This window comes from Microbacterium sp. SORGH_AS_1204, from assembly GCF_030818935.1.
Lineage (GTDB): Bacteria > Actinomycetota > Actinomycetes > Actinomycetales > Microbacteriaceae > Microbacterium.
Genome location: NZ_JAUTBD010000001.1, coordinates 3,208,101 through 3,234,054 on the forward strand (window position 1 = coordinate 3,208,101; position 25,954 = coordinate 3,234,054).

At 70.3% G+C, this 25,954-nt stretch carries 22 protein-coding genes and 1 pseudogene; 11 read left to right on the forward strand and 12 right to left on the reverse strand.

The window, feature by feature from the left end:
* Nucleotides 1-97: 97 nt before the first annotated feature.
* Nucleotides 98-1,246: a M15 family metallopeptidase gene (locus QE410_RS14785; protein WP_307333408.1), complete on the reverse strand. Its 1,149-nt coding sequence runs from the start codon at nucleotides 1,244-1,246 to the stop codon at nucleotides 98-100.
* Nucleotides 1,247-1,370: 124 nt separating this feature from the next.
* Here QE410_RS14785 and QE410_RS14790 point away from each other — a divergent pair, with 124 nt between their 5' ends.
* Both QE410_RS14790 and QE410_RS14795 read left to right on the forward strand, forming a co-directional pair.
* Nucleotides 1,371-3,428 (forward strand): ATP-binding protein, encoded by a 2,058-nt coding sequence (locus QE410_RS14790; protein WP_307333410.1) that lies wholly within the window; start codon nucleotides 1,371-1,373, stop codon nucleotides 3,426-3,428.
* Nucleotides 3,425-4,570, forward strand: coding sequence for an Rv2578c family radical SAM protein (locus tag QE410_RS14795; protein WP_307333412.1), 1,146 nt, complete (start codon nucleotides 3,425-3,427; stop codon nucleotides 4,568-4,570). Before QE410_RS14790 ends, QE410_RS14795 begins: the two co-directional genes overlap by 4 nt.
* A 152-nt stretch (nucleotides 4,571-4,722) precedes the next feature.
* Here QE410_RS14795 and QE410_RS14800 read toward each other — a convergent pair whose 3' ends face one another.
* Nucleotides 4,723-7,020, reverse strand: coding sequence for a DEAD/DEAH box helicase (locus QE410_RS14800; protein ID WP_307333414.1), 2,298 nt, complete (start codon nucleotides 7,018-7,020; stop codon nucleotides 4,723-4,725).
* Between the two features lie 401 nt (nucleotides 7,021-7,421).
* Here QE410_RS14800 and QE410_RS14805 point away from each other — a divergent pair, with 401 nt between their 5' ends.
* The 3 genes and pseudogenes from QE410_RS14805 to QE410_RS14815 all read left to right on the forward strand — a co-directional run.
* The gene (locus QE410_RS14805; protein ID WP_307333416.1) at nucleotides 7,422-8,045 is read left to right on the forward strand and encodes an antibiotic biosynthesis monooxygenase; all 624 of its coding nucleotides are present in this window, start codon (nucleotides 7,422-7,424) and stop codon (nucleotides 8,043-8,045) included.
* The gene (locus QE410_RS14810; RefSeq protein WP_307333417.1) at nucleotides 8,042-8,944 is read left to right on the forward strand and encodes an aldose 1-epimerase family protein; all 903 of its coding nucleotides are present in this window, start codon (nucleotides 8,042-8,044) and stop codon (nucleotides 8,942-8,944) included. Before QE410_RS14805 ends, QE410_RS14810 begins: the two co-directional genes overlap by 4 nt.
* Nucleotides 8,945-9,188: 244 nt before the next feature.
* Nucleotides 9,189-9,767 (forward strand): annotated as a pseudogene (locus tag QE410_RS14815) (hypothetical protein); the annotation flags it as partial.
* 532 nt (nucleotides 9,768-10,299) lie between these two features.
* Here QE410_RS14815 and QE410_RS14820 read toward each other — a convergent pair.
* From QE410_RS14820 to QE410_RS14835, 4 genes are all read right to left on the reverse strand, one after another.
* Complete coding sequence (locus QE410_RS14820; protein WP_307333419.1) at nucleotides 10,300-13,461, reverse strand: efflux RND transporter permease subunit; 3,162 nt, start codon at nucleotides 13,459-13,461, stop codon at nucleotides 10,300-10,302.
* Nucleotides 13,462-13,586: 125 nt separating this feature from the next.
* Nucleotides 13,587-13,952: a CrcB family protein gene (locus tag QE410_RS14825; protein ID WP_307333421.1), complete on the reverse strand. Its 366-nt coding sequence runs from the start codon at nucleotides 13,950-13,952 to the stop codon at nucleotides 13,587-13,589.
* Nucleotides 13,949-14,314 carry a CrcB family protein gene (locus tag QE410_RS14830; protein WP_307334567.1) on the reverse strand — a complete coding sequence of 122 codons (366 nt, stop codon included), beginning with the start codon at nucleotides 14,312-14,314 and terminating at the stop codon, nucleotides 13,949-13,951. Before QE410_RS14830 ends, QE410_RS14825 begins: the two co-directional genes overlap by 4 nt.
* Before the next feature lie 286 nt (nucleotides 14,315-14,600).
* Complete coding sequence (locus QE410_RS14835) at nucleotides 14,601-15,554, reverse strand: LysR family transcriptional regulator (RefSeq protein ID WP_307333422.1); 954 nt, start codon at nucleotides 15,552-15,554, stop codon at nucleotides 14,601-14,603.
* Nucleotides 15,555-15,603: 49 nt separating this feature from the next.
* On the opposite strand from QE410_RS14835, the gene QE410_RS14840 reads away from it, so the two are divergent.
* The 3 genes from QE410_RS14840 (at nucleotide 15,604) to QE410_RS14850 (ending at nucleotide 18,155) form a co-directional block, all read left to right on the forward strand.
* A complete protein-coding gene (locus QE410_RS14840) occupies nucleotides 15,604-16,518 on the forward strand; it encodes a carbon-nitrogen hydrolase family protein (RefSeq protein WP_307333424.1) in 915 nt (304 codons plus the stop codon).
* Nucleotides 16,519-16,668: 150 nt separating this feature from the next.
* Nucleotides 16,669-17,163 carry a hypothetical protein gene (locus QE410_RS14845; RefSeq protein ID WP_307333426.1) on the forward strand — a complete coding sequence of 165 codons (495 nt, stop codon included), beginning with the start codon at nucleotides 16,669-16,671 and terminating at the stop codon, nucleotides 17,161-17,163.
* Nucleotides 17,160-18,155, forward strand: a complete 996-nt coding sequence (locus tag QE410_RS14850) for a cation diffusion facilitator family transporter (protein ID WP_307333429.1) — start codon at nucleotides 17,160-17,162, stop codon at nucleotides 18,153-18,155. Before QE410_RS14845 ends, QE410_RS14850 begins: the two co-directional genes overlap by 4 nt.
* On the opposite strand, the gene QE410_RS14855 is transcribed toward QE410_RS14850, so the two are convergent.
* On the reverse strand, nucleotides 18,130-19,095 hold the full coding sequence (locus tag QE410_RS14855; RefSeq protein ID WP_307333431.1) for a DNA topoisomerase IB: 966 nt from the start codon (nucleotides 19,093-19,095) through the stop codon (nucleotides 18,130-18,132). The genes QE410_RS14850 and QE410_RS14855 overlap by 26 nt on opposite strands.
* 5 nt (nucleotides 19,096-19,100) lie before the next feature.
* On the reverse strand, nucleotides 19,101-19,370 hold the full coding sequence (locus QE410_RS14860) for a Rho termination factor N-terminal domain-containing protein (protein WP_295839393.1): 270 nt from the start codon (nucleotides 19,368-19,370) through the stop codon (nucleotides 19,101-19,103).
* Nucleotides 19,371-19,577: 207 nt separating this feature from the next.
* Here QE410_RS14860 and QE410_RS14865 point away from each other — a divergent pair, with 207 nt between their 5' ends.
* Together QE410_RS14865 and QE410_RS14870 are read left to right on the forward strand one after the other, a co-directional pair.
* Entirely contained in the window at nucleotides 19,578-20,423 is an 846-nt protein-coding gene (locus QE410_RS14865; protein ID WP_307333433.1) for a DUF4097 family beta strand repeat-containing protein, read from the forward strand.
* Nucleotides 20,423-21,028: a PadR family transcriptional regulator gene (locus QE410_RS14870; RefSeq protein ID WP_307333434.1), complete on the forward strand. Its 606-nt coding sequence runs from the start codon at nucleotides 20,423-20,425 to the stop codon at nucleotides 21,026-21,028. The genes QE410_RS14865 and QE410_RS14870 overlap by 1 nt, the downstream gene beginning before the upstream one ends.
* Before the next feature lie 4 nt (nucleotides 21,029-21,032).
* On the opposite strand, the gene QE410_RS14875 is transcribed toward QE410_RS14870, so the two are convergent.
* Complete coding sequence (locus tag QE410_RS14875) at nucleotides 21,033-21,545, reverse strand: universal stress protein (protein WP_307333435.1); 513 nt, start codon at nucleotides 21,543-21,545, stop codon at nucleotides 21,033-21,035.
* 162 nt (nucleotides 21,546-21,707) lie between these two features.
* On the opposite strand from QE410_RS14875, the gene QE410_RS14880 reads away from it, so the two are divergent.
* Nucleotides 21,708-21,890 carry a DUF3073 family protein gene (locus QE410_RS14880; RefSeq protein WP_058230714.1) on the forward strand — a complete coding sequence of 61 codons (183 nt, stop codon included), beginning with the start codon at nucleotides 21,708-21,710 and terminating at the stop codon, nucleotides 21,888-21,890.
* A 156-nt stretch (nucleotides 21,891-22,046) separates the two neighbouring features.
* On the opposite strand, the gene QE410_RS14885 is transcribed toward QE410_RS14880, so the two are convergent.
* The 3 genes from QE410_RS14885 to purM are packed head-to-tail and all read right to left on the reverse strand — an operon-like array spanning nucleotide 22,047 to nucleotide 25,885.
* Nucleotides 22,047-23,264, reverse strand: coding sequence for a CynX/NimT family MFS transporter (locus QE410_RS14885; protein ID WP_307333436.1), 1,218 nt, complete (start codon nucleotides 23,262-23,264; stop codon nucleotides 22,047-22,049).
* Nucleotides 23,261-24,736 carry an amidophosphoribosyltransferase gene (gene purF / locus QE410_RS14890; RefSeq protein WP_307333437.1) on the reverse strand — a complete coding sequence of 492 codons (1,476 nt, stop codon included), beginning with the start codon at nucleotides 24,734-24,736 and terminating at the stop codon, nucleotides 23,261-23,263. Before purF ends, QE410_RS14885 begins: the two co-directional genes overlap by 4 nt.
* Nucleotides 24,737-24,742: 6 nt before the next feature.
* Nucleotides 24,743-25,885, reverse strand: a complete 1,143-nt coding sequence (gene purM / locus QE410_RS14895; RefSeq protein ID WP_307333438.1) for a phosphoribosylformylglycinamidine cyclo-ligase — start codon at nucleotides 25,883-25,885, stop codon at nucleotides 24,743-24,745.
* Between the last annotated feature and the right edge of the window lie 69 nt (nucleotides 25,886-25,954).

A 25,954-nucleotide genomic window follows, 5' to 3' on the forward strand; every position in this document is an offset into this window, starting at 1 on the left:
ACGGCGCGAGTCAGCAGGTTCGAGACGGGTCGACGACTCGGCGAGAGCGTGCAGAGCGCGGGTCGAAACGGATGCCGAAGACCCCGGCATCCATCGCTCAGTACGTCGGCGCCGCCGGGAGCCCGAAGAACTCCTCGAGCGTCGTGTACCCGCCCTCGTGGTACGCGCGGGCGAGCTCGGGCCCGATGTAGCGCAGGTGCCAGGCCTCGGGCTCGTAGCCGCTGACGCTCTCGCGCCCCTCGGCGTAACGCGTGATGAAGCCGAACTCCCAGGCGTGGTCGCGCACCCACGCCCCCTGAGGCGAACCGGCGACGTCGTCGAGGGTGGCGCATGAGCCGCGGCACGGCACGATGTCGACGGCCAGCCCCGTCTGGTGTTCGCTGTAGCCGGCACGCGCGCTCTCACGGTCCGCTTCTTCGACCCCACCCACCGAGACACGGCCGGCGTACGTCGACTGCTGCGTCGAGTAGGAGCGGAAGGCGCTGAGGTATGCGATCTCGCCCGCACCGGCGTCGGAGGCGGCACGCACCATCTCGGTCAACGCACCCGCCGCCCGTGCCCGCAGCGCCGACTGCTCGAGGGCGCGCACGTTCTCGGGCATGACGAGGTCGCCGGCGCGGTAGTCGACCGGGTCGAGGGGGCGTTGCTTGTTGACGACGACCCACTCACGGTTCGGGTCCGACAATGACACGCACGGCGCGATCCCGGATGCCACCGCTGCGCGGAAGGCGCTTCCGCCACCGGCGGCCGCGATGACGGCCGCGTCGTCGCCCGACGCCAGAGCCGCGGTGAACGCCGGGTCGTCGCACGGAGTGGCGGTCGCGGCGATGGCCGCGAGCTGCGGAACGGGAAGACCTTCGGCGGGGACGGCGGGTGGGCCCTGGACAACGGTCGTCGTCGCCTCCCCTGGCGCAGCCTCGCCGTCGTCGCGCCCGCCCGCGGTCGCGGCGGCGCCGATGGCGACGGCCCCCGCCACCGCGACCACGACGGCGGCCGCCAGCACGCTCGCGCGGCGACGTCGGGCGGCGAGGGGCAGCCCGCGCGTGGCGACGAGCGACCGGATGCCGCTGGGTGCCGACGCGCCCGCCCTCCGCTCGCGACGGGTCGGGCCGCCGGCCGCGGCGACCTCGGCGGGTGAGACCTCGGCGGGTGAGGCGGACTGCACCGGCAACGCCGCCGTCGCGAGTCGCTCTGCCTCCGCGCGCGCGGCGCGGCGGGGCGAGAGCTCGGGATCGGGGGGTATCACTCGACCCATTCTCCCGTGGTGGGCCCGGCGGGTCGAGCCCACCACTGCGACGCGGTCGCACGGCGCTTGCTCGAGGGCCCGGTTGTCGGCAGTCTGAGAACGCCGAGACCGAACCGGGGGGACCATGCTCGACGACGACGACCGACGCCTCATGCACGCCGTCCACGCGTATCTGCAAGACATGCATCGCATCGTCCAGTCCGACTCCGCCGGCCATCTTTCGCCCCTGGGCGACGAACTGAGCGCCCACCTCGGGGTCGACGCCCTCACCCTCCCCGTCACGACCGAGTCGCTGCCCGCGCACCGTTACGTCGACGCCGACATCGCCCTCGACGAGCTCATGGCGCGGTGCGGCGGACGCCTGATCGGTGTGACAGGAGGCGAGCAGCGGCTGCACGTCTCGGCATCCGATCTCCTCTCCGGCGGGTACGCGCACTTCGCGCCGGGGCCGGTCTCGTACGAGGTGCGCGACGTCGACGCCGATTCGCAGCGCCGGGTCGTGGCGTTCGGTGTGCGACTGCTCGTGTTCGACGGACATCCCGTGGCGATCGTCCAGCGGGCGGCGAACCCGCGGTCGATGCCGTCCCAGCCCCAGCTCGAGCTGATCGGGGCCGACGCGGATGCCACGGCGGCCGCACTCGCCGAGATCCGCCGCCTCATGGTGGAGCGGAGCGTGCTGCGTGGACAGGTGCTGTCTTTCGCACCGACCGAATACGGACACGAAGCCGGGGCAACCTTCCTCGCCCGCCCCGAGGTCGCGGCCGACGACATCGTGCTGGGCGAGGGCGTCCTGCAGCGCATCGTCGACCACGTCGTCGGCATCGGCGACCACCGCGACGCACTCCGTGCCGCCGGACAGCATCTCAAGCGCGGCGTGCTCCTGTACGGCCCGCCTGGGACGGGGAAGACGCTCACCGTCCGCCACCTGCTCTCACGCACGCCCGGCACGACCGCGGTCGTGCTGACCGGCTCGAGCATCCGCTTCGTCAAGGCCGCCGCCGAGATCGCGCGCACATTCGCCCCCGCACTGGTCGTGCTCGAAGACATCGATCTGGTGGCGGCCGACCGCGGCTTCTCGCCCGAGCCGGTGCTCTTCGACGTGCTCGACGCGCTCGACGGGTTGGAACCGGATGCCGACATCGCTTTCGTCATGACGACCAACCACGTGCAGGTGCTCGAGGAGGCCCTCGCCGCCCGTCCGGGCCGCGTCGACCTCGGTGTCGAGATCCCACTGCCCGACGACACCGACCGCAGACGCCTGTTCCGGCGGTACGCGCAGGGGCTGCCGCTGTCTCCGGATGCCGTGGATGCGGCCGCCGACCGCGCCTCCGGAACGACGGGATCGTTCGCGAAGGAGCTGCTTCGCGGCACGGTGCTGCGCGCGGCAGTCCGTGGGGCGGAGGCGCCCGACGACGACGACCTCGCGGCGACGCTCGACGGGCTGCTCGACTCGGGCGCGGCACTGACCCGCGTGCTGCTGGGGTCGCCGCCGCAGCTCGTGCAGCGCGTCACGGCCCCGTTCGAGGAGACACCGTTCGCCCAGCCGGGGGCCATGCTCGGCGGCATCCAGGCTCCCTTCTCGGTGGTGGACGAGCAGGTCGATCCTGTGGAGTTCCACGACGGGGCGCCCGTCGACGCGACACCGCCGACGCACGAGCTCGCCATCCCGATGCCCGTATGGCACACGGTCTACGCCACCCTCGGCAACACCGGTGCGGTCGAGCGGGCCGGGGGCGACCCGGACGTCGCCGCCCGCTCCGATCGCATCCAGGATGCCGGGGGCGCGGCCGCACGACGACACCCCGGCCCTCTCACCGCTCACGGCTGGCCGCACGACGATGACGCCCTGACGGTGCCCCTCGCCGACGGCGACGAAGAGTTCCTGGTGGAGATCCTCGCGAGATGGCGCCGGGTGGGCGTGCTCCAGGTCGCGGACGACGACGTCGAGGGGACGACGCGGCGCGAGCAGGAGGAAGGGCTCGACGCAGACGCCCGCGCCTTACGGTTCTTCATGGAACGGCTGCGGCACTGCCGGACGGAGGGGCACCACCTCGGCCCGGTGCCCGGGGCGCGCTCGTCCCGCCGTCCATGTCGAACGGAGCAGTTCTCGTCCCGCCCGTGTACGAATCTGGCAGCTGACCACTTGCACTTGCTTAGAACATGTGTTCGACTGATGCGATGAGGTGGCAGGGTCAGCAGCTGGGCGTCGACGACACGGCGGCGCTCCCCGGCATGGAGCGCATGGACGGTCTCGTACGCTCGGTGACGACGCCCGAGTTCGCCGGGATGACGTTCCACGAAGTGATGGCGAAGAGCGCTCTCAACCGCGTGCCCGGAGCGTCGGCGATGCCGTTCGACTGGACGGTGAATCCGTACCGGGGCTGCACTCATCAATGTGTCTATTGCTTCGCTCGGAAGACGCACGAATACCTCGACCTCGATTACGGCGCGGATTTCGATTCGCAGATCGTCGTCAAGGTCAATGTCGCCGACGTCTTGCGGACCGAGCTGCGGCGCGGCTCCTGGGCGCGCGAACCCGTCATGCTCGGCACGAACACCGACCCGTACCAGCGCGCCGAGGGCCGCTACCGGCTCATGCCCGACATCATCGGGGCGCTCACCGACAACGGCACGCCATTTTCGATCCTCACCAAGGGCACACTGCTGCGACGCGATCTTCCGCTCCTGACCGACGCCGCCCGCGAGGTCAAGATCACTCTCGCGATGTCGATCGCGGTCTTCGACGACACCTTGCAGCACTCGATCGAGCCCGGCACGCCCAGTGCCGACGCGCGCCTCGACACGGTGCGGGCCGCCGCTGCGGCGGGCTTTCGGGTGACCGTGTTCCTCATGCCGATCCTGCCGCACCTCACCGACTCCATCGCCGCGCTCGACGACGCTCTGGCACGGATCCGCGCGGCGGGCGCCGCCCGCGTGGTCTACGGCGCCCTGCACCTGCGCCCCGGAGCCAAGCAGTGGTTCTGGCAGTGGCTGGAGCGCGAGCACCCGCATCTCGTGTCGTCGTACCGCGGGCTCTATCCCGGTGTCTCGGTCTCGGCGCCCAAGGCGTACCGCACGTGGCTGGGCAAGCGCATGCGCCCCCTGCTGCGCCTGCATGGTCTCGACGGCTGGGACGAAGACGACCACCCGCGCGGGCGGGCGCAGCCTGGCCTTGCGGCGCGGACGCCGGCGACGAGCGGGCCCCAGCCTGGCCTTGCGGCGCGCACGCCGATGACGAGCGGCCTCGGGCCGGTCCGGAGCACGGGAGCTCTGGCATCCTCTCGCCCCCGCGTGGCACCGGCGAGCGAGCCGACACTGTTCTGAGCCTCCTGCGCGAAGCGACCGGACCCCCGGTCGTGCCCGCGAGCGCGCCGACGCGGTTCCGAGCGCATGAGACGCGGCGAGCGAGCCAGCGCTGTTCCGGACGCGAAAAGGCCCCCGCCGCGCGAAGCGACGAGGGCCTTTCCAGGAGGTGATTACGCGGTGACGTCGGCGAGCTGACGACCCGACAGCTCTTCGAGCAGATCGTCGCCCAGCTGCGCCGGCTCGAAGGGCGCCTCGATCTCCGCGCGGTCGAGCAGCTCGGTCATGCGACGCTGACGCTGACGCGTGATGAGCGTCACGACCGTGCCGCTGCGGCCCGCGCGGCCGGTGCGGCCCGAACGGTGCAGGTACGTCTTGTATTCGTCGGGGGCGTCGGCCTGGATGACCAGGTCGATGTCGTCGACGTGGATGCCGCGGGCGGCGACGTCGGTGGCGACGAGCACGTTGACGCGGCCCGAGGTGAGCTTCTCGAGGTTGCGCGTGCGCTTCTGCTGGTTCAGATCGCCGTGCAGGGCGACGGCGGCGATGCCGGCCTCGTCGAACTGCTCGGCGAGCATCTCGGCGTAGGCGCGGGTGCGGGCGAAGACGAGCGTCTTGCCGTCGCGGTCGACGAGCGACCCGAGGATTTCGGCCTTGTCGCGGTGGTCGATCACGAGCACGCGGTGGTCGATCGTGCCCGAATCCTGGTCTTCACCGGCCACCTCGTAGACGGCGGGCTCCACGAGGAATTCGTCGACGAGCGCCGCGACCTCGCGGTCGAGGGTCGCCGAGAACAGCAGCTTCTGGCTGCCGTCGGCGGTCGCGCGGAGGATGCGCTGCACGGGCTCGAGGAAGCCGAGCTCGCACATGTGGTCGGCCTCGTCGAGCACGGCCACCTGCACGTCGGACAGGTCGAGCTTGCCCTGGTTCAGCAGGTCTTCGATACGACCGGGGGTGCCGATGACGATGTCGACGCCCTTCTTCAGCGCGCCCACCTGGCGAGCCTGCGGCACGCCGCCGTAGACCTGGGTGGTGAACAGGCCGACGCTCCGCGCGATCACCTGAACCGTGCGGTCGATCTGCAGCGCCAGCTCGCGGGTGGGGGCGAGGATCAGCGCCTTGGGGGCACGACCGAACTCGCGGCGCTTGCCGGCCTGCGCGCGCAGGATGCTCTCGACGAGCGGGGCGCCGAACGCGATGGTCTTGCCCGAGCCGGTGCGGCCGCGGGCGAGCACGTCACGACCCTCCAGGATTGGCTTCACCGTCGCGGCCTGGATCGGGAACGGGCTCGCCGCCCCCAGACCCGCGAGCGCGCGGACGATGTTGTCACCGAGTCCCAGCTCGGCGAAGCCGACGCCGGTCTCGGTCGTCGCATCGACGGCCTCGGCCTGCAGGCGCTCGTGGACGACGTCGACGCGCTGCTCGTGCTCGGCGGAGCGCTTCGGGGTGGCCGACCAGTCGCTACGGCTCGGGCCGTCGGCGCGGCGCGGGCGGTCATCGAACGAGCGCTGCGGGCGGTCGGTGCGATCGAACGATCGTGCGGGGCGGTCGCTGCGGTCGAACGAACGGGCGGGGCGGTCGCCGAACGAGCGCGCCGGGCGCTCGTTGCGGTCGAACGAACGGGCGGGGCGGTCGCCGGCGTCGCGACGAGGACGCTCGTCACGATCGAACGAACGCGCCGGGCGCTCATCGAACGAACGCGCGGGCCGGTCACCGCGGTCGAACGACCGCGCCGGACGCTCGCCGGCGTCGCGACGAGGACGCTCGTCACGATCGAACGAACGCGCCGGGCGCTCATCGAACGAACGCGCGGGACGGTCGTCGCGACGCGGACGGTCGTCGAACGAGCGCGCGGGACGGTCGCTCCGATCGAACGAACGCGCGGGACGCTCGCCGGCGTCACGACGGGGGCGCTCGTCGCGATCGAACGAACGAGCCGGACGGTCGTCGCGGGCAGGACGCTCGTCACGGCGGTCGAACGACCGGGCCGGACGCTCGTCGAACGAACGACGCGGACGCTCGTCGCGGAACGACGGGCGCGCATCGCCGAACGAGCGGCGAGTGTCGCGGTCGACACGCTCGCCGCGCGGGGCACGGTCGTCACGCGCCGGGCGGTCGCTGCGGTCGAACGAACGCGCGGGGCGATCGGCGAACGAACGCGCCGGCCGGTCGTCGCGGCGGCCGGTCGTGGCATCCCGATCCGAACGGCCGAAACGGTCGTCGCGCGCGGAGGTGCGGATGCTGCGGGCCTCGTCGCGACCGGCGCGATCCGACGCGCTCCAGCGGCGCTTCTCGGGCGCGACCTCGGCCTCGGGGCGGTAGCCGCGGTGGCTCGGGCTCTTGCTGCCGGGCTTGGCGGGCGCCTCGCCGCCGGGGCGACGCTTGCGGTCCTGGAACGAGGTCTTCGCGCCGTAGCGGGGCTCGAAGTTCTTGGCGGCGCGGCCGCCGGCGGGCTTCTTGTTCTTGGGCATGGGTGACTTCCTGGGTTCTGTTCGCGCGAAACAGCGACACCGCTCGAGGCGGTGCGATACCCGGACTACCGTCGGCCGGGGGCCATTCACTGATGATGGTCGAGGCCGCGATCGCGTCCTGTCCATCGGCCCCTTGGACTCACAAACCCATCCGCGCATCACACGCGGTGTCCAGAGCCGACTGCACAACGTTACAGGCATCGCCTGTGAATGGCATCCATGTCCCCATTCGTGCGAATTCGACGCCCTTTCCTCGCACGAAGCGGGACACGCCCTCACCGACGCCCACCCGACCGACGCTCATGTCCCGATTTGTGCAGTCTGAGGGCCTCAAGATCGCACAGAGTGGGACATGCCTTCCCTGGCCCCGGCACAGGCGGGCCCTGGACCAAGATGGACGCATGGCAGACACCGACGCCCACCCCATCACGGTGGCGATCGAGCGGCGCATCGACCCGACGCGCACCGCCGAAGCGACCTCCTGGATGCAGGCCGGCACCGACCTCGCGACCGCTTTCCCGGGCTTCCTCGGCTCCGGGTGGGTGCGCGCGGGCGAGGAGAGCGACCTCTGGTACATGCTGTACCGCTTTCGCGACATGACGACGTTGGAGGGGTGGGAGACGTCGTCGCAACGACAGTGGTGGCTCGACTCCGGCCGCCCGTTCGCGCGCGAGGAGCGGGTCGAACGGCGCACCGGCATCGAGGGATGGTTCGACGCGTCGTTCGGGTCGGTTCTGCAGGCGACGGATGCCACCACCTCGCCGGTGCAACAGCCGGTGCCGGCCGCACCCCCGCGGTGGAAGCAGGCCGTGACGATCTGGGTCGGCTTCTTCCCGACCAATCTGCTCGCCTCCTGGCTGCTGGGTTTCCTACCGGGCTTCGCCGAGGTGCCGCTGGTGCTGCGCGTCCTCGCCACCACCCTGCTGCTCACCCCCGTGATGACCTATGCGGTGCTCCCGTGGGTCACCCGCCTGCTGCGGCCGTGGCTGCAGCGCCCACCCCGTTCGAGAAAGGCCCCGTCATGACCGCCGATCCCACCGGCCAGCGCTTCCACCTGCGCGGACCCCGTAGCTCCGCCGAGATCACCCAGGTGGGCGCGGCGCTGCGCGCACTCACCGTCGACGGCGTCGACCTCGTGCCGCCGTATCCCGATGACGCGCCCACTCCGGCGGCATCCGGGGTCGTGCTCGTGCCGTGGCCGAATCGCATCCGCGACGGCAAGTACACCTTCGACGGCGAAGACCTGCAGCTGGCGATCAGCGAGCCGAAGTTCGGCAACGCCAGCCACGGCCTGCTGCGCTTCGGCACCTACCAGCCCCTCGACCACAGCGACGAGCGGCTGGTGCTCGGCGCCGACGTCGTCCCGCAGACGGGGTACCCCTTCCACCTGCGCACGCGCGTGACCTACACGCTTCGACCCGACGGGCTGCACGTCGAGCACCATGTCGAGAACGTCGGCGCGAAGCCCGCCCCGGTCGCCCTCGGCGTGCACCCGTATCTGCAGATCGGCGGGGTGGCGACCGAGGATCTCGTCGTGCGTTCGACCGGCACGACCACACTCGTGCTCGACGAGCGCAACATCCCCATCGACGAGGTGCCGGTCGCCGACGCGAACGACCTGCGCGGCGGTCGCCGGCTGGGTGATGCGACGCTCGACAACGGCTATCGAGGCCTGGAGCGGGATGCCGAGGGCCGCGCGCACCACACGCTCACGGCGCCCGACGGTCGCCGTCTCGATCTCTGGCAGGGCGAGGGTTTCCGGTGGGTCCAGGTCTTCACCACCGACCGGTACCCGGGTCAGCCGCTCGCCGTCGCGATCGAGCCCATGACGGCGCCGGCGAACGCCTTCGTCACGGGGACCGATCTCGACACTCTCCCGGCGGGCGACGTCCTCGTCCGTGAATGGGGTCTCCACTTTTCATGAATGCAATCCCCTTGTCCCCCATATGGGGGACAAGGGGATTTTGCATATGACCTGGGGGAAAGAAAGAACAGGCCTCTCCCTTTCGTGCGGGCGAAAGCTACCATTTGCTTCAGACGGTATTCCGTCGTGGCCGGGGCGGCCGAGAACCACGGCTCTCTCGGCGAATGTCCGTATGAAGCCGACGGGGGCCGAGGATCCCACGCGCTGAGGGTCCCGTTCCGTCCCGAGGAAAGACTCCCCCATCATGAGCACCGCGCTCCGTTCCGTCGACCCCGGAAACATCTCACTGCCGCGTCTCAGCGGCCTGAATCGCCGCCTGGCAGGGATCCCCTCCCTGCACGTCGGTGCGGCCGTGCTGTCGGTACTTCTCGGCGGCCTGCTGCTCTCCATCTCCACCACGCGCGATCCGCTCTGGTGGCACCTCCACTTCAGCCAGCTTGGCATCTTCGGCGACTTTTCGAGCGCATTGTTCAATACGACACTCAAAGTGAGCGGCGCGATGGTCATCGTGCTCGCGCATTTCGTTCGACGCGACATTCTGCGCCTGGGTCGGGGGGCTGTCCGCCGCGGGTCGGCCACCCTCGCGTGCGTCTGCCTGCACGTCGTCGGCATCGACCTGGCCCTGGTCGGCTTCGTTCCCCTGAACACCGACAAGGACCTTCACGACCGGGTCGCGGCGCTGATGGTGCTCGGTTTCCTCGTGCTGTTGGCCAGCGCGCCCGTCATGCTGCATCGGCTCGGTCGCCGCATGGCGGTCAGCACCGGGGTCGCCCTGATCTGGCTCACGCTCTCGATCACCCTCTTCGTCACGGCCACGATCAACCTCGCCCTCTTCGAGACCATCTCGTGCGGGGCGATGTTCGCCTGGACCGGCATGCTGACCCACACGCTCGGCCGGCCCGCCGCATCCGCCGGTCGACGAACGGATGTCACCGACGACCGCGGCGCATGCCTCGGCCGTCGGCGGCTGGTCGTCGGACGCCGTCGGCCCCCCGTCGCGCGTGCGACGAGCCGCCCGCGCCTGGCGCCCGTCCGGCCGATCGCACCTCTCGCGACAACCCGGCCTGGTGCTGCGTACAAACCCGCGACGCGCGCCGCGTACCGAGCCCGATCCGATACGTCCGCCCCGGCCCCGTCCACCGTCTCGCGGGCGAGGGGACGCGGCAGCTCCGGCACCTCGTCCGCGGCCACGGGAAGCGCCGGCATCCGGCCGCCCGCCCCGCCGCGACGGATAGCCGCCGACCTGCAGCCGCCCGCGCTGCCGCGGCGGATGACGGTGATCGCCGCGGCATCTCGGCGCGGGCGTGGGCGCCGCCTGCCCACGCCACGGCCGGCATCGTGCCCGGCGGGGGCGGTCAGTGCTGCGCGCGATACTCGCGTCGGGTCACCGGGTGCTCGTCGTCGGCGAACTGGTCGTGCGCGTCGGCGTCGCGCGCGGCTCGCCGCTCTCGACGCCGCTCGCCGGCTCCTTCGATGAGGTTGTAGAGCGTCGGCAGCACGAGCAGGGTCAGCACCGTCGATGACACGAGCCCGCCGATCACGACGACAGCGAGTGGCTGCGAGATGAAGCCGCCGTGCCCGGTGATGCCGAGCGCCATCGGCACCAGCGCGAAGATCGCGGCGAGCGCGGTCATCAGAATGGGCCGCAGACGCCTCGCCCCGCCCACGATCGTCGCATCGCGCACGCTGAGACCGCGTGCCCGGTACTGGTTGACGAGGTCGATCAGCACGATGGCATTCGTCACGACGATGCCCACGAGCATGAGCGCGCCGATCATGCCGGCGACACCCAGCGGCACGCCCGTGATGAGCAGCATCACGATCGCCCCGGTCGCGGCGAACGGCACCGAGACGAGAAGTTCGAGCGGCTGCCGCAGCGACTTGAAGGTCGCCACCATCACGACGTAGACGATGAGGATGGCCGCCAGCAGCGCGAGCCCGAGCTGCGTGAATGCGTCCTGCTGGTCGGTCACGACGCCGCCGATCTTCGCGGTGGCCCCGTCGGGCAGCGTCACCCCGGCGAGGGCGTCGGCGACGGTCCCCGAGGAGCTGCCGAGGTCGTCGGAGGTGGGGGTGACGGTGATGGATGCCGTGCGCAGCCCGCGTGCGGTCGTGATCGACGGCGGCGTCTGGCTCTGTTCGACCGTGGCGATCTCATCGAGGCGCACCGCTCCGCGCGCGCTCGGGATCTCGATCGCGCGAAGGTCGTCGATGGTCTGCGGCGGGTTCGCCGTGGCGAGGTAGACCGTGACCCCTCGGCCGTCGATCTCGACGGTGCCCGCCTGTCGGGGCTGCTGCGCTCCCGAGACGAGGGCGCCCACGGCCCGCTCCGACAGCCCGCGCTCCGCGGCGGCGTCACGGTCGACGCGCACGGAGACGAACGGGAGCGATGCCGAGAGGCTGCTGGTGACCTGGCCGATGCCGTCCTGGCCCTGGAGTCCGGCCACGACCGCGTCGTTCGCCTCCTGCAGCGCCTGTGCGTCGGGGGCGGTGACATCGACGGTGATGTCGGTGGAGCCGAAACCACCCCCGGCGGCGCGGACCTCGATCTCCCCGGCATCCGTCAGCGCCTCGAGCTCGGTGCGCACGCGTTCGCGCAGCTCGACCTGGTCGGCGCCGGACTCGGAGGTGATCGAGTACGTGATGCCCGTTCCCCCGCCCGAGAACGCGTCGCGCAGCGCGGAGCCGCTCGACCCGATCGAGGTCTGCACCGTCTGCACGCCGGGGGTGTCGAGCAGCACGGCCTCGACCTTCTGGGCCGCCGCGTCTTCGGCATCCAGGCTCGGCGCCGACCCGATCTTCTGGGTGACGGTGAACGTGTTCTGGCCGGAGTCGCCGAGGAAGTCGGTCTTCAGCAGCGGCACCGACGCCAACGTGCCGCCGAGCACGAGCACGGCGAGGGTCAGGGTCACCCACGAGTGCCGCAGCGTCCAGCTCAGCACCGGCACGTAGGCCTTCTGCAGGCGCGTGGGCGGGGCGTCGGCGGCTTCGGGGTCGATGGGGTTGCCCTCGGCATCCCGGATCACCTTTCCGGGCCGGAGGAACCACGACGCCAGCACCGGCACGATCGTCAACGACACCAGCAGCGACGCCGCCATCGCGATCGTCACCGTCAACGAGAACGGCCGGAAGAGCTCGCCGGTCACGTCTCCCACGAATGCGATCGGCAGGAACACCGCGACGGAGGTGATCGTGGATGCCGTGATGGCGGCCGCCACCTCGCGCACGGCGCGGATGATCGTGGGGATCTTCTCGGCATCGCCGACGTAGTGCCGCTTGATGTTCTCGATCACGACGATGGAGTCGTCGACGACGCGTCCGATCGCGATCGTGAGTGCACCGAGGGTGAGGATGTTGAGCGAGTAGCCGAAGGCCTGGAGCCCGACGAAGGTGATCAGCACGCTGGTCGGGATCGAGATGGCCGTCACCAGCGTCGAGCGCACCGACATCAGGAACACCAGGATGACGACGACCGCGAAGACGAGACCGAGCAGTCCCTCCTGCGCGAGGGCGTCGATCGACTGCTGCACGAACGGCGCCTGATCGAAGACGACCGTGAAGGTCGCGCCCTGTCCGAGCGCCGTCTCGAGGTCGGGGAGCACCGCGAGCACGCCGCGTGAGACGTCGACCGTATTGGCGGCGGGCAGCTTGGTGACGGCGATCGTCAGGGCCGGCTCCCCGTCGACGCGAGAGAGGGTCGTGACCGGGTCGGACTGCAGCTCGACGGCGGCCACGTCGCCGATCGTCGTCTGACCGGCCTGGAACTGCGCGGCGTCGGTGGGCACGAGCGGCAGCGCCGCGATCTCGTCGACGCTGGTGAGCTTCGCGCCCGTCTGCACGGTGAGGGTCTGGTCGCCCTCGGTCAGCGAGCCGCCCGGGAACAGGATGCCGTTGGCATCCAGGGCATCGGTGATCGCCTGCTGACCGAAGCCGCGTTCGCCGAGCTTCGTGGAGTCGGGGGTGATGGTGACGCGCTGCCCGGCGCCGCCGACGATCTGGGCGCCGTTGACGCCGTCGACGTCTTCGAGGTCGGGGATGACGCTGGTCTGCAGCACCGCCTGGGTGGCCTGGGCGTCGGTGAAGCCGGTGACGGCGAGCTGGATGACGGGGAAGTCGTCGATGCTCGCCGAGGCGACGGTGGTGTCGGCCGATTCGGGCAGTTGGTCGTCGATGCGCGCGATCGCGGCGAGGATCTTCTGCTGCGCCGCGGCGAGGTCGGTGCCGTAGGTGAACGACGCCGAGACGATCGAGGAGTTCGTCGTGCTGGTGGCCGTGGTCGATTCGAGCCCTTCGACGCCGCGGATGGCGCTCTCGATGGGCGTGGAGACGTCGGCCTCGACGACCTCGGGCGACGCGCCCGGGTAGGTCGTGACCACGGCGAGCTGCGGGAACTCGATCGACGGGATCAGCTCCTGCTTGAGGCTGGTGAGCGCGAGTCCGCCGAAGATCGCCGCCACGATGGTGACCAGGGCGATGAGGGCACGGTTCTTCAGGCTCAGAACGGCCAGGTACGACACGAAGCACCCTTCGGGGGTCGAGATTGGATACAGAGATGTATCGAGCCCAGTATCCCACGCGCGTCGGGGAGCGGGCCGGGAGCACCGGAGGCGTCGAACGGCTCAGCCCTCGCCGTTCAATGCCCTCAGAACAGCGATCCCAGCGCGATTCCCCCCGCCGCCGCGACCACCGATCCGACGAACGAGACCATCGCGTAGGCCGTCGCCGCGCGACTGCGCCCCTCCTCGGCCAGCAGCACCGTCGTCACCGCGACCGCGCTGAAGGTGGTGTACCCGCCCAGCAGGCCCGTGCCGACGATCCACCGCCACGCCTCTACCGCCGGGAGCATGCTCAGGATGCCGAGCGCGAACGCCCCCGTGAGGTTGACGACGAGAATGCCCCACGGAAACCGCTCGCCGGTCGCCCGCCGGACGGCCGTGTCGAGCACGAACCGCAGGGCCGCACCGACGCCGCCCGCGAGGGCCACGGCCGCGAACACCAGAGGCGTCACCGCTGCCGCCGTCCGCCTCGGCCGAGCATCAGCCCACCCCACGCCGCCCCGGTGCCGAGCACCACCGAACCGATGCCCCACCACAACAGCCCCGGACCCGCCGCCTCGACGGCGAGCGCGCTGTACGTGGTGAAGCCGCCGAGCACGCCGGTGCCGAGGAACAGCTGCACACGCTGCGCGCGCGAGGACGCCGGCATCCGGGATCTCCACCCGAACAGGATGCCGATGAGGAACGCGCCCGCGATGTTGATGAGCGGCACGAGGGCGGAACCGAGCCCATCGCCGAACCCCAGAGTGAGGCCGGCGCGCAGTGCGGTGCCGATGGCGCCGCCGACCCCGACGAGGCCGACGTCACGCCACATGCTCACCGCGCCACCCTACGCCCGGTGCCCACGGCTTCACGATCGCCTCGTCGTAGTGGTCGGGGTCTGGTGCGACAGCCCTTTCGCCTGCCTCGCAACGGGACTCGACTGGACCTTCTCCGAGCCCACAACCGTTCTCGAGGACTCCCCGCAATGGGATACCGAGCGGCTGTGGCACGTGCGATTCGAAGAGTCGGGTAGACGCGCTCAGCATCGCTCTCCGCGAGGAGCGCCACGACCTCGTCCACGGACCGGGTAAGACCTTTTTCGGGAGGGTGGCGACGAGCTAGCTCGTCGCCGTATCGGGCCGTCTGGGCGCCGACGGTGCAGGAGCCTGTTGGCGCAGAAGTGCGCGGAGCCAGCGCAGACGGGCGTCGTGAGACCTCCGGCGACTCCACAGGACCGAAACGGTGTACTCGGCCATCGGGATGGGCGGGGCGCTGACGGTGAGGCCGGTGACGTCGGCGAAGGCGTGCGCAGCGTGGGTGGGGATGGTGGCGATCGCATCCACCGCTTTCAACATGACCATGAGGGATGAGAAGTGGGTGCTGGAGGCGATCACGGTTCGGGCGAGTCCTTGCGGTTCGAGTGCGTCATCGACCGCGCCGCGAGTTCCGCTGTAGGAGACGAGCAGGTGTGGGGTGCTGATGAAGTCGTCGAGGGTCAGGGGTGAGGAGAGACCGAGGCGGGCTCCGTCATAGAGGCAGGAGTACGACGACGCGAAGAGGATCTCACCCTCGTGCTCGGGTGCTGTCCGTGGGGTGGCGACGATGGCGAGGTCGATCTCGTCGCGCTCCAACTGTTCACCGACGACGTGTTGGTTCGTCTGGCGCGTGACGATGCTGACGTTCGGGTGGTCGCGGCGCAGTCGTCTGATCACGCCGGGGAGCACCGCGGCTTCGATGTCGTCGGACACGCCGAGGATGAAGCGCGGACGACCCTCGGCGGGGTCGAACGAGTCCAGCCCGACGATGGTGCTGTGCATGATCGCAAGAGCGGGCGAGAGGTCGCGTTCGAGCTGCAGCGCCCTCGGCGTTGGGCGCATCTGCCCGGCGGCGCGGATGAGCAACGGGTCATCGAACAGTGTCCGAAGACGGCCGAGCGCCGCGCTGACGGCTGCCTGACTCAGGAGCAACTTGTGTGCCGCGCGGGTGACGCTGCGTTCCTCCATCAGCGCGAAGAACGTCACGATCAAGTTGAGGTCCGCCCGACGGAATTCGGTTTCATAGATGTTAGGCATCACGACAATCAGTTTCCGTTGTTCTCGGCCCGTGTCCTAGCGTCGAATCATGACCTCCATCACCGTCGCCGTCGTCCAAGCCGGGTCGCTGCTGTTCGACACTCCGGCATCTCTCATGAAGGCCGAGACCTTCATCCGTGATGCCGCGGCCCAGGGTGCCGCGCTTGTCGTTCTGCCCGAGGCGTTCCTCGGCGGCTACCCGAAGGGGGTGGATTTCGGCATCACGGTGGGATCGCGCAGCCCCGAGGGACGCGACATGTTCAAGCGATACGCCGACTCCGCGATCACCCTGCCTGGTCAGGAGGTGACACATCTCGCCGAGCTCAGTGCGGAACTGGGCATCGACATCGTCGCCGGAGTCATCGAACGCGAGGGTGGCACCCTCTACTGCGCCACCGTCTTCATCACCGCGACGGGCGGCCATGTCGCGACGCACCGCAAGCTCATGCCGACAGCAGCGGAACGCTACCTCTGGGGCCAGGGCGACGGCTCGACCCTCGCCACGATAGAGACCAGTTACGGCCGGGTGGGCTCGGCCATCTGCTGGGAGAACTACATGCCCCTGTTCCGCACCGCGATGTATCAGCAAGGGGTGCAACTCTGGTGCGCCCCCACTGTCGACGACCGCGACGCCTGGTCCGCCACCATGCGCCACATCGCCCTCGAAGGACGCTGCTTCGTCCTCTCTGCGAACCAATACCTCCTCCGATCCGACCTCCCCGAAGACGTACACCCCGTCCAGGGAGAGGATCCCGACACCCTGCTCATCGGAGGCGGCAGCATGATCGTCTCCCCCCTGGGCGACGTCCTCGCCGGCCCCTTGCGCGGACGTGAGGGCATCCTCGTGGCCGAGGTCGACCTCGACGACATCACCCGCGCCCAGTTCGACCTGGACGTCACCGGACACTACTCCCGCCCCGACATCTTCACCCTCACCACGGACACCACCCGCCGCCAAGGCTGACGCCCCCCACCATGGACCGCGACTCTGTCCGCGTCGACCTCTCGGGAGCTCCTCGCTGATACGGCCCGCAGACCACCGCCGCAACCCCCGCGACGGCCCGCGTCGTCCCCCTTCACAATGACGACGTCCGAGTCGATGTGGAGGAGCGTCGTGGCCAGATCGAGACGCGCGGCGACCGTTGCGGCCGCCCTCGGCATCCTGATGCTGAGCGGGTGCGGCATCCACATTCCCTCCGACCCCGACGGAACACTCGAGCACGTCGAGGGGGGCGTGCTGCGCGCGGGGGTATCGCCGAACGACGGGTGGATCGAGATCGGCGATGGCGAGCCCACCGGCGCCGAGGCGGAGGCGCTCACCGGCTTCGCGGAGTCGCTCGACGCCGACGTCGAGTGGACGATCGGTTCGGAGGAGTCGCTCGTGCGCGGTCTCGAGGAGGGCGACCTCGACGTCGTCGCCGGGGGCCTCACCGACAAGACGCCCTGGACCAACAAAGCCGGAACGACGCGCCCGTGGGCCGAGACCACCCTCGACGACGGCAAGAAGGTCAAGCTGGTGATGCTGGTGCCGCTGGGCGAGAATGCTTTTCTCTCGCGGCTTGAGAGCTTCCTCACCGAGGAAGCGCAGCGGAAGGGGATCGCCCCGTGAGCGGCGAGGTCGTGCGCTTCGGCCGTACCGAACTGCCGCCGAAGCAGGTCGAGGCCCTGCGCCGGGCGGTGCGCCTGGAGTGGGTCACGATCGGCGTGCTCGTCATCACTGCCACGCTCGTGTTCATCGTGCTCGGCAGCTCACAGGCGATGAAGGCGGCCTGGTCGGAAGACCTGCTGTCGTTCATCCCGCCCATCGCATTCCTCATCGCCGTGCGGCTCGCGCGGCGCCCGCCGACGACGCAGCATCCGTACGGCTTCCACCGATCCGTCGCGGTCGGCCACCTCGTGGCCGCGGTCGCCCTGACCGGCATGGGCACGTTCCTCCTCGTGGACTCCGCGATCAACCTCCTCCGCGGCGAACACCCCACGATCGGCACCGTCAACCTCTTCGGCGTCACGATCTGGCTCGGCTGGCTGATGATCGCGGTGATGGCCGTCACCGGCATCCCTCCCGTGATCCTCGGCCGCATCAAGATCGGCCTCGCGCGCGAGCTGCACAACAAGGTGCTCTACGCCGACGCCGACATGAACAAGGCCGATTGGCAAACGTCGCTCGGCACGATCATCGGCGTGCTCGGCATCGGGGTGGGTCTGTGGTGGATGGATGCCGCGGCGGCGATCTTCATCTCGGGCAGCATCCTGCACGACGGCGTCAGCAACCTGCGCGCGGCGGTCGTTGACCTGATGGACGCCCGCGCGACCACCTTCGACGACAACCATCCGCACCCGCTCGCGGGCCGCGTCGACCAGTACCTCGCGGGGCTGCCCTGGGTCGCCCGAGCCGGCAGCCGCGTGCGCGACGAGGGCCACGTCTTCCACATCGAGGCGTTCGTCGTCCCGCGTCGCAGAAAGGTGGCGCTCGCCGACATCGAGCGGGCACGTCAGGGGTGCGTGGGCCTGGACTGGAAGGTGCAGGACGTCGTCATCGTGCCCGTTCCCCGCTTGCCCGACGTCGTCGACGCGGTCACTCCCCCAGGATCAGACGCCTGATCGCGGCATCCTTCGATCCGCCGAGCTCCATCGTCCGCCCCCGGCGATACAGCGAGAACACACGGGGGTCGATGTAGCTCGACCGCGCGACGGCGGGGGTGTTGCCGAGCGCCTCGGCCGTCGCCCGGACGGCTGCGACCTCCGCCTTCTTCCGCTCGTTCTTGCCCCCGGTCGTGCCGGCCTTCGCCAGCGACTCGGCGGCGAGGATCGTGCCGCGCAGTGTCCGGAAGTCTTTGGCGCTGAAGGGCCCGCCGGTCAGCGATCGCACGTATGCGTTGACGTCGCCCGTGGTGAGCGGCACGCGCCGACGCCCTTTCCTGTAGCTGAGCAGTGCCGCGCGAGAGCGCCCGAGGGCGAGCTCTTCGACGATGGATGCCAGCTCCGCATCGCGCACCGACAGCTCGGCGCGTTTGCCGCTCTTGGCGGGGAACGACAGACGGATCAGATCGCCCTCGACGGTGGCATCCCGTCTTTGCAGAGTCGTGAGGCCCCGACTGCCATTGGTCACGAAGTAGCGGGCGTTGCCCACGCGCGGGGCGACGAGGTCGAGGAAGCGGAACGACACCGCGAGCACCCGTTCACGGTCCGCCTCGGGTCGACGCAGCGACTGGGTCACCCGGGCGCGCGCCCGCGGGAGCGCCTCGGCCAGCTGTAACGCACGGGCGAACTTGCCTTTGTCCTGCCGCTTCGACCAGTCGGCGTGATAGGTGTACTGACGCCGACCCGCCTCGTCGGTCCCGACGGCCTGGATGTGCGCGTTCGGCTCCTTCGCGATCCACACCTCTCGCCACGCGGGCGGGATGACCAGGCCCCGCGCGCGCTCCGCCTCGCGATCCGCGACGGGCGTCCCGGTGTGATCCACGAACCGGAACCCCGACCCCGATCGCACGCGACGAAACCCCGGGTCCTCGTAAGGACGGACGCGGATGAGGCGTGGCATGGGCGTCAGTGATTGCGGAGGAGGTCGATCAACTCCGCCTTCTTCTTGCCCGAGTAGCCGGTGATGCCGAGTTCCTTGGCGCGCTTTTTGAGCTCGTCGACGGTGCGGTCCTCGTAGTTCTCAGCGTGCCCGCCCTTCTCGCCGACCTTGTCGCGCCCCTGGGCGGCGGCGGCGTTCGAGATGCGGGCCGCCTTCTCTTTCGAGTCGCCCTGCTTGCGCAGCTCCTCGTACAGGTCGGGGTCTTTCAGACTGTTGGATCCTCGCCCCTGGGGCATGGCCGTCTCCTTCCGTCGGGCTCCCGACGCTACGGGCGGGACCGCCCGCGACGGCGCGGGGTTGACAACGCTCCCGGCTGTGAAGGGTTTCACCGCCGCCGACCCCGCGCGGCGCCCTCCCGCGGGGCCGGCGCGGAGGGGTTGACGCGAACGCGATATATCGCGATACTCGACCCAACGCGATATATCGCGAGTGAGGAGCCAGCCATGGAGAAATGGATCATCCACCCCGGCGAGACGCGCGTCATCGACCTCGATGCCGTGCGCGAACTCAAGATCGGCCTCGTCGGCGGCCAGGTCGACGTGGTCGCCCACGACGAGACCGACACGCGCATCGAAGTGCACGGCGTCACCGTGAAGGATCTGCGCATCGAGGTCGTCGACGGTCGCCTCGAGATCGACCACCCGCAGCTGCGGTGGGACAACTTCCTCGAAGTGTTCCGCAACTTCGGCGCCGGCGGCCCCAAGGCCGAGGTGAGCGTGGCGGTCCCCCGCACCGTCGGCCTGACCCTCGGCGTCGTCAGCGCGAGCGCCCTCGTGACGGGATTGCGCTCCGACGTGCGTCTCAACACCGTCTCGGGCGACATCATGGTCGACGGCCTCGTCGGCGACGTCAACCTCAACGCCGTCTCGGGCGACGTGCAGGTGCGCGAGCTCGACGGCGCGCTGAGCGCCAACAGCGTCTCGGGCGATGTCGCAGCCACGGGCCGCATCACCAAGGCGTCCATCGACACCGTCTCGGGCGCGATGCTCGTCGATTCCAGCGGCGCGACGCAGGCGATCAGCCTCAACTCCGTCAGCGGCACGGCGACGATCCGTCTCGACCGCTCGCTCCCCGCGAACTACGTGTCGCGTTCGGTCAGCGGCCGCGTGCAGATCGACGGCCAGGTGCGCTCGGGGTCCGGCCCCACGAATTACGCGGGCTCGACCGGCGCCCTCGCGGGCTCGTTCGTCGACGTGCGCACCAACACCGTCTCGGGCGAGATCACGGTGCTGCGCCGCGGCATCTCCGGCCTGCGCCCCGAAGAACTCGCCGGAGAGGAGGAGTGGTGATGAGCCCCGTCTTCTCGCACGGCGATCTGCGCCTGTACATCCTGAGCCTGCTCGACGAAGCACCCCGCCACGGCTACGACCTCATGCAGGCCCTCACCGAGCGCACGGGCGGCACGTACTCCCCCTCCTCCGGCACGATCTACCCGCGCCTGTCGAAGCTCGAAGAAGAGGGCCTGGTCACCAAGACCGTCGACGGACGCAAGACCGTCTACGAGATCACGGATGCCGGCCGTGCCGAGGTCGCGAACCGCACGGGCGACCTGCAGGGCATTCAGGCGGGGCTGGCCGACAGCGTCCGCCTCATCGCCGACGAAGTGCGCGGGAGCGTGCGGGATGCCATGCGGAGCCTGCGCGCCGATCTCGCGGCCGCCTCACGCGAGGAACGGGAACAGGCGCACACCGCCCCGGTCGACGACGCCCGCTCCCGCAGCCGCGAGCAGTTGTCGCGTGCGGACGCGGCGATCACCGAGTTCCGTGGCCGCGTGCGCTCGGAGCTGCGGGCGCATGTCGCCCGCGGCGGCGAGCTCACAGCATCCGGAGTCGACGAGATCGAGGCGGCGCTGCGCCAGGCCTCCGAGGCCGTCGCTCACGCCATGCGCGGCTGACCCGTCACTCCCACGGCAGCTGATCGTCGGCGCCGACCGGATCGTGCTGCGGGACGACGAGCACCGGTCGGCGCTGGCGGTGGCTGAGGCGCGCGGCGACCGAGCCGGTGAGAAACTCCCGCAGCGACTCGCCGAGGCCGCGTTTGCGCGTGCCGACCACGAGTACCGAGGCGTGCACGGTGTCGGCGAGCCGGATGAGCGCGAGGGCCGGGTCACCGATCTCCTGCCGCACGGACCAGGTCACCGACTCGCCCTCGAGCGCCTCGGCAGCGGCGCGGCGGACATCGTCGAGGGCCGCCTTCGCCGCCGCTCCGGCCACGTCGACGGTCGAGGAGTGCACGTAGCCGTCGGGGTCTTCGAAGGCCACGAATCGCGTGGTGTCGACGTGCACGACGATGAGCTCGACGTGCGCCAGGGCCGCCTGCCGGGCCGCTTCGCGCACGACCCGCGTCGACTGCCCCGGCACGACGCCCGCGATCACCGGTCCCGCGGCGGCGCGAGGGAGTTGGTCGGTCATGGTCACTCCTCTCGAACGGCCCGCGGTGCGGGCGGACACCCCGCGACGGCTGGGCCGGAATGCGCCGTGATATCCTGGGTGTTACTCTTACCGGCTCGGTCCGGAACCGCAATACGCAGGGCCCATCGTCGGCCCTCGACGTCGATCGTGAGGGGGTCTCGCATGGGGCGTGGCCGTCAGAAGGCGAAGAACACCAAGATCGCCCGTGAGCTGAAGTACGACACCTATTCGGTGAACTACTCGGCTCTCGAGCGCGAACTGGGCGCACCCGAAGCGGGTGAAGACGCGTACGTCGACAAGTGGGCCGACCAGTACAGCGATGAGTACGAAGACGAGAAGGCCTGACGCCTTCCCGTCGGTCGCGATGAGGCATCCCTGCCTCGATGACGCGACCCCTCTCCGCAGATGCGCGATGTGGCGGTGACGTGATCGTCACCGCCATTCCCGTGTCGCTCGGCTGAGCACGCGTCGGTCTCGGGACTCCGGTTGTGAAGCCGACGGTCACCAGGTCGAGCCGGTGCGCCGTTCCCATGCCTCTTCGACCGTCTCCCGGCGCGCCACGATGATCGCCGCCGGAACGACCAGGAGCAGCGCGCCGCCGAGCACCAGAAGCCCCGCGCTCCACCCGCCAGTCAGCTCGTGCGTCACGCCGATCGCAAGCGGCATCAACGCGGCGAAGCCGTAGCCCGCGCTCTGCACGAACCCGCTGACGGCGACGGCCGTCTCATGCGAGCGCGTGCGCAGCCCGAACAGCACGAGCGCGAGCGGGAACATCAGCGGAGGGATGCCGACCAGCACGACCCACAGCGCCGTCGCCGCCGCGGGCGCCACCAGCAGGCCCGCCACGCCCGTCAGTCCGCCGACCAGGGCGACCGCGTAGAACGGAGTTGTGCGACCGAGTCGCGCGACCAGGACGGGGACCAGCAGCGACACCGGAAGCCCCATGAACGAGAAGAGGGCCAGCAGGCCGCCCGCCTCGGCGGCATCCACCCCGGCGATGTCGGTCAGCATCAGGGGCAGCCAGGCGAACAGGCCGTAGGCCACCGCGGAGTTCACCCCGAACGTGATCACGAGCGCCCACGTCTGCGGCACGCGCACGATCCGCGACAGCACCGACGTACGGGCTTCGGCGAGCGCATCGGCACGCGAGACGCGCGAGCGCACGGTCATCGCGAACCAGGGCACCACCGCCGCGACCGCCACCGACGCCCAGAGGGCGAACGACCCGCGCCACCCGACCGCGTCGGCCAGAGGCACGGCCACGAGCGGCGGGGTGAAGGTCGCCACCGCCATCGTGGTCGAGTACACCGTGGTCATGAGTCCGATGCGCGCGGGGAAGTATTTCTTCACCACCGTCGGCAGGAGTACGTTCGCCACCCCGACGGCGGCGAAGACACCGGCGGTCGCCCCCAGCAGCGTCCAGGCGTCGACGGCGGCGGCGCGCAGCGAGAGCATGACGGCACCGACGACCGCGGCGACGAGCACCGTGCGCTCCAGTCCCAGCCGGCGCTCGATCGCCGGGGTCACCATGCCCGACAGCGCGAAGGCGACCGGCGGGGCCATGCCGATGAGTCCGACGACGGCGGCCGGAACCTCGAAGTCGCGGCCGATGACCGTCAGCAGGGGCGAGAGCGACGCCACCGCGATGCGCAGCGTCAACGCCAGCAGCACGACGGCCGCCGCGGCGAGCGCGACGTGCCCCGCCGCGCGGCGGGTCAAGACTCCTGGCTGCCCTCGACCCAGGCGAGGTACTCCTCCGACACGGTGCCCGTGACGTAGCGGCCGTCGAAGCAGCTCATGTCGAGATCGACCAGGTCGGTGCCCTCCATGATCGCCGCCTTGAGGTCGTCGACCTCCTGATAGACCAGGTAGTCGCAGCCGAGCTCCTCGGCGATCTCGGGGATCGTGCGTCCGTGGGCGACGAGCTCGTGACGCGAGGGCATGTTGATGCCGTACACGTGCGGAAAGCGCACCGGCGGCGCGGCCGATGCGAACGTCACGCTCTTCGCCCCGGCATCCCGAGCCATCTGGATGATCTCGCGGCTGGTGGTGCCACGCACGATCGAGTCGTCGACGAGCAGGACGTTCTTGCCCTGGAACTCGGTCGACATCGCGTTGAGCTTCTGGCGCACGCTCTTTTTGCGCACCGCCTGCCCCGGCATGATGAAGGTGCGGCCGACGTAGCGGTTCTTGTAGAAGCCCTCGCGGTACTCGATGCCGAGCTTGCGGGCGACCTGCATGGCCGCGGGACGCGCCGAGTCGGGGATGGGCATGACCACGTCGATGGAGCCGGCGGGCGTGTACTTCGCAACGGTGTCGGCGAGCCGCTCGCCCATGCGCAGGCGCGTCTCGTACACCGAGACGCCGTTCATCACCGAGTCGGGACGCGCGAGGTAGACGTACTCGAACGAGCACGGCGCGAGCGTCGGATTCGCCGCGCACTGCTGCGCGTGCATGGTGCCGTCGAGGGCGATGAAGACCGCCTCGCCGGGCTCGATGTCGCGAACGACCTCGAAACCGGCGTTCTCGAGCACGAGCGACTCGGATGCCACGATCCATTCGTCGCGCGGCTCACCGCCGGGCACCTCGGGTGCCGGACGCTTGCCGAGGATGAGGGGACGGATGCCGAACGGGTCGCGGAACGCGAGCAGACCGTAGCCCGCGATGAGGGCGATGGAGGCGTAGGACCCCTCGACGCGCTCGTGCACGCGACCGACCGCGCGGAAGACCTGGGCGGGGTCGAGGTCGGGGCCCGTGATCTCGGACTGCAGCTCGGAGCCCAGGATGTTCACGAGTAGCTCGGTGTCGCTGCTGGTGTTGAGATGACGGCGGTCCTTGCTAAACAGCTCGCTGGTCAGCTCGCGCGTGTTGGTGAGGTTGCCGTTGTGCACGAGCACGATGCCGTAAGGGGCGTTGACGTAGAAGGGCTGCGCCTCTTCTTCGTTCGACGCGGTGCCCTTGGTGGCGTAGCGCACGTGGCCGAGGCCGATGTCGCCGAGAAGGGCACGCATGTCGCGGGTGCGGAACGCCTCGCGCACCTGACCGCGGGCCTTGTGGATGTGGAAGACGCCGCTGGACTCTGCCGTGGCCATGCCCGTGGAATCCTGTCCCCGGTGCTGGAGGAGGAGAAGCGCGTCGTAGATCTCCTGGTTGACCGGACCCTGCCCGGCCATGCCGACGATGCCGCACATGGGGTGTTAGTTCGCTCCGTTCGCCGGGGTCCCGGCATCCGCGTACGTGCCGACCAGGCGCACGGCGCCCCCGTCGACTCCCTTCGCGCCCTGTTCGTACTCGCCCTCGGGGCGCGCGTCGTCGCGGACGACGCCGACCTGCCACGTGGCGATGCCCTCGGCCGTCAGCGCCGCGATCGCGGCATCCGCGATCTCGGGGGCGACGACGGCGAGGAAGCCGATGCCGAGGTTCCACGTGCCCTCGGTCGCGGTGAGCTCGAGTCCGCCGATGTCGGCGAGCACGCGGAAGACCGGCGACGGGCTCCACGTCGAGCGATCGACGTCGACCCACGTGTTCTGCGGCAGCACGCGCGCGAGGTTGGCCGCGATGCCGCCCCCGGTGACGTGGCTGAGCGAATGGATGCCGGAGCCGACGGCCGCATCGTCGAGCAGACGCAGCAACGGCGAGGTGTACAGGCGCGTGGGCTCGAGCAGCGCCTCGCCCCACGTGCCACCGAGCTCGGCGGAGACGGCGCCGTACGCGATGCCGGCGCCGGTGATGATGTGACGCACGAGGGAGTAGCCGTTGGAGTGCAGGCCACTGGAGGCCAGCGCCAGCACGACGTCACCGCCGCGCACGCGGTCGGCGCCGAGGACGCGGTCGGCCTCGACCACGCCGGTCGCCGCTCCCGCGACGTCGTAGTCGTCGATGCCGAGAAGGCCCGGGTGCTCCGCCGTCTCGCCGCCGACGAGTGCCGTGCCGGTCAGGGAGCAGCCGCGCGCGATACCCGCGACGATGTCGGCGATGCGCTGCGGCACCACCTTGCCGCACGCGATGTAGTCGGTCATGAAGAGCGGGCGGGCACCGACCACGACGATGTCGTCGACGACCATGCCGACGAGGTCTTCGCCGATCGTGTCGTGCTTGTCGATCGCCTGCGCGATGGCGACCTTCGTGCCCACGCCGTCGGTGCTCGTCGCGAGCAGCGGTTTGGCGTAGTCGCGCAACGCCGAGGCGTCGAAGAGGCCGGCGAAACCACCCACGCCCCCGAGCACTTCGGGGCCGTGGGTGCGCTTGACGGCCGACTTCATCAGTTCGACGGCGAGGTCTCCGGCGGCGGTGTCGACGCCTGCGGCGGAGTACGGGTTTTCGTGGGGAGCTGAGGCCACCGCAACAGACTACCCGGGGTGGGCCCGCGCGCGTCGCGCGGGGTCGTCGACCGGGCGCGCGGGGGGGGC

Coding starts and splice junctions, on each gene's coding strand:
- QE410_RS14860 (WP_295839393.1), bottom strand. CDS start 19,370: ATGCCCCAGGGGCGAGGATCCAACAGTCTGAAAGACCCCGACCTGTAC.
- QE410_RS14865 (WP_307333433.1), top strand. CDS start 19,578: ATGGAGAAATGGATCATCCACCCCGGCGAGACGCGCGTCATCGACCTC.
- QE410_RS14800 (WP_307333414.1), bottom strand. CDS start 7,020: ATGCCCAAGAACAAGAAGCCCGCCGGCGGCCGCGCCGCCAAGAACTTC.
- QE410_RS14810 (WP_307333417.1), top strand. CDS start 8,042: ATGACCGCCGATCCCACCGGCCAGCGCTTCCACCTGCGCGGACCCCGT.
- QE410_RS14835 (WP_307333422.1), bottom strand. CDS start 15,554: ATGCCTAACATCTATGAAACCGAATTCCGTCGGGCGGACCTCAACTTG.
- purF (WP_307333437.1), bottom strand. CDS start 24,736: ATGTGCGGCATCGTCGGCATGGCCGGGCAGGGTCCGGTCAACCAGGAG.
- QE410_RS14805 (WP_307333416.1), top strand. CDS start 7,422: ATGGCAGACACCGACGCCCACCCCATCACGGTGGCGATCGAGCGGCGC.
- QE410_RS14855 (WP_307333431.1), bottom strand. CDS start 19,095: ATGCCACGCCTCATCCGCGTCCGTCCTTACGAGGACCCGGGGTTTCGT.
- QE410_RS14880 (WP_058230714.1), top strand. CDS start 21,708: ATGGGGCGTGGCCGTCAGAAGGCGAAGAACACCAAGATCGCCCGTGAG.
- QE410_RS14795 (WP_307333412.1), top strand. CDS start 3,425: ATGAGGTGGCAGGGTCAGCAGCTGGGCGTCGACGACACGGCGGCGCTC.
- QE410_RS14830 (WP_307334567.1), bottom strand. CDS start 14,314: ATGTGGCGTGACGTCGGCCTCGTCGGGGTCGGCGGCGCCATCGGCACC.
- QE410_RS14790 (WP_307333410.1), top strand. CDS start 1,371: ATGCTCGACGACGACGACCGACGCCTCATGCACGCCGTCCACGCGTAT.
- QE410_RS14870 (WP_307333434.1), top strand. CDS start 20,423: ATGAGCCCCGTCTTCTCGCACGGCGATCTGCGCCTGTACATCCTGAGC.
- QE410_RS14840 (WP_307333424.1), top strand. CDS start 15,604: ATGACCTCCATCACCGTCGCCGTCGTCCAAGCCGGGTCGCTGCTGTTC.
- QE410_RS14875 (WP_307333435.1), bottom strand. CDS start 21,545: ATGACCGACCAACTCCCTCGCGCCGCCGCGGGACCGGTGATCGCGGGC.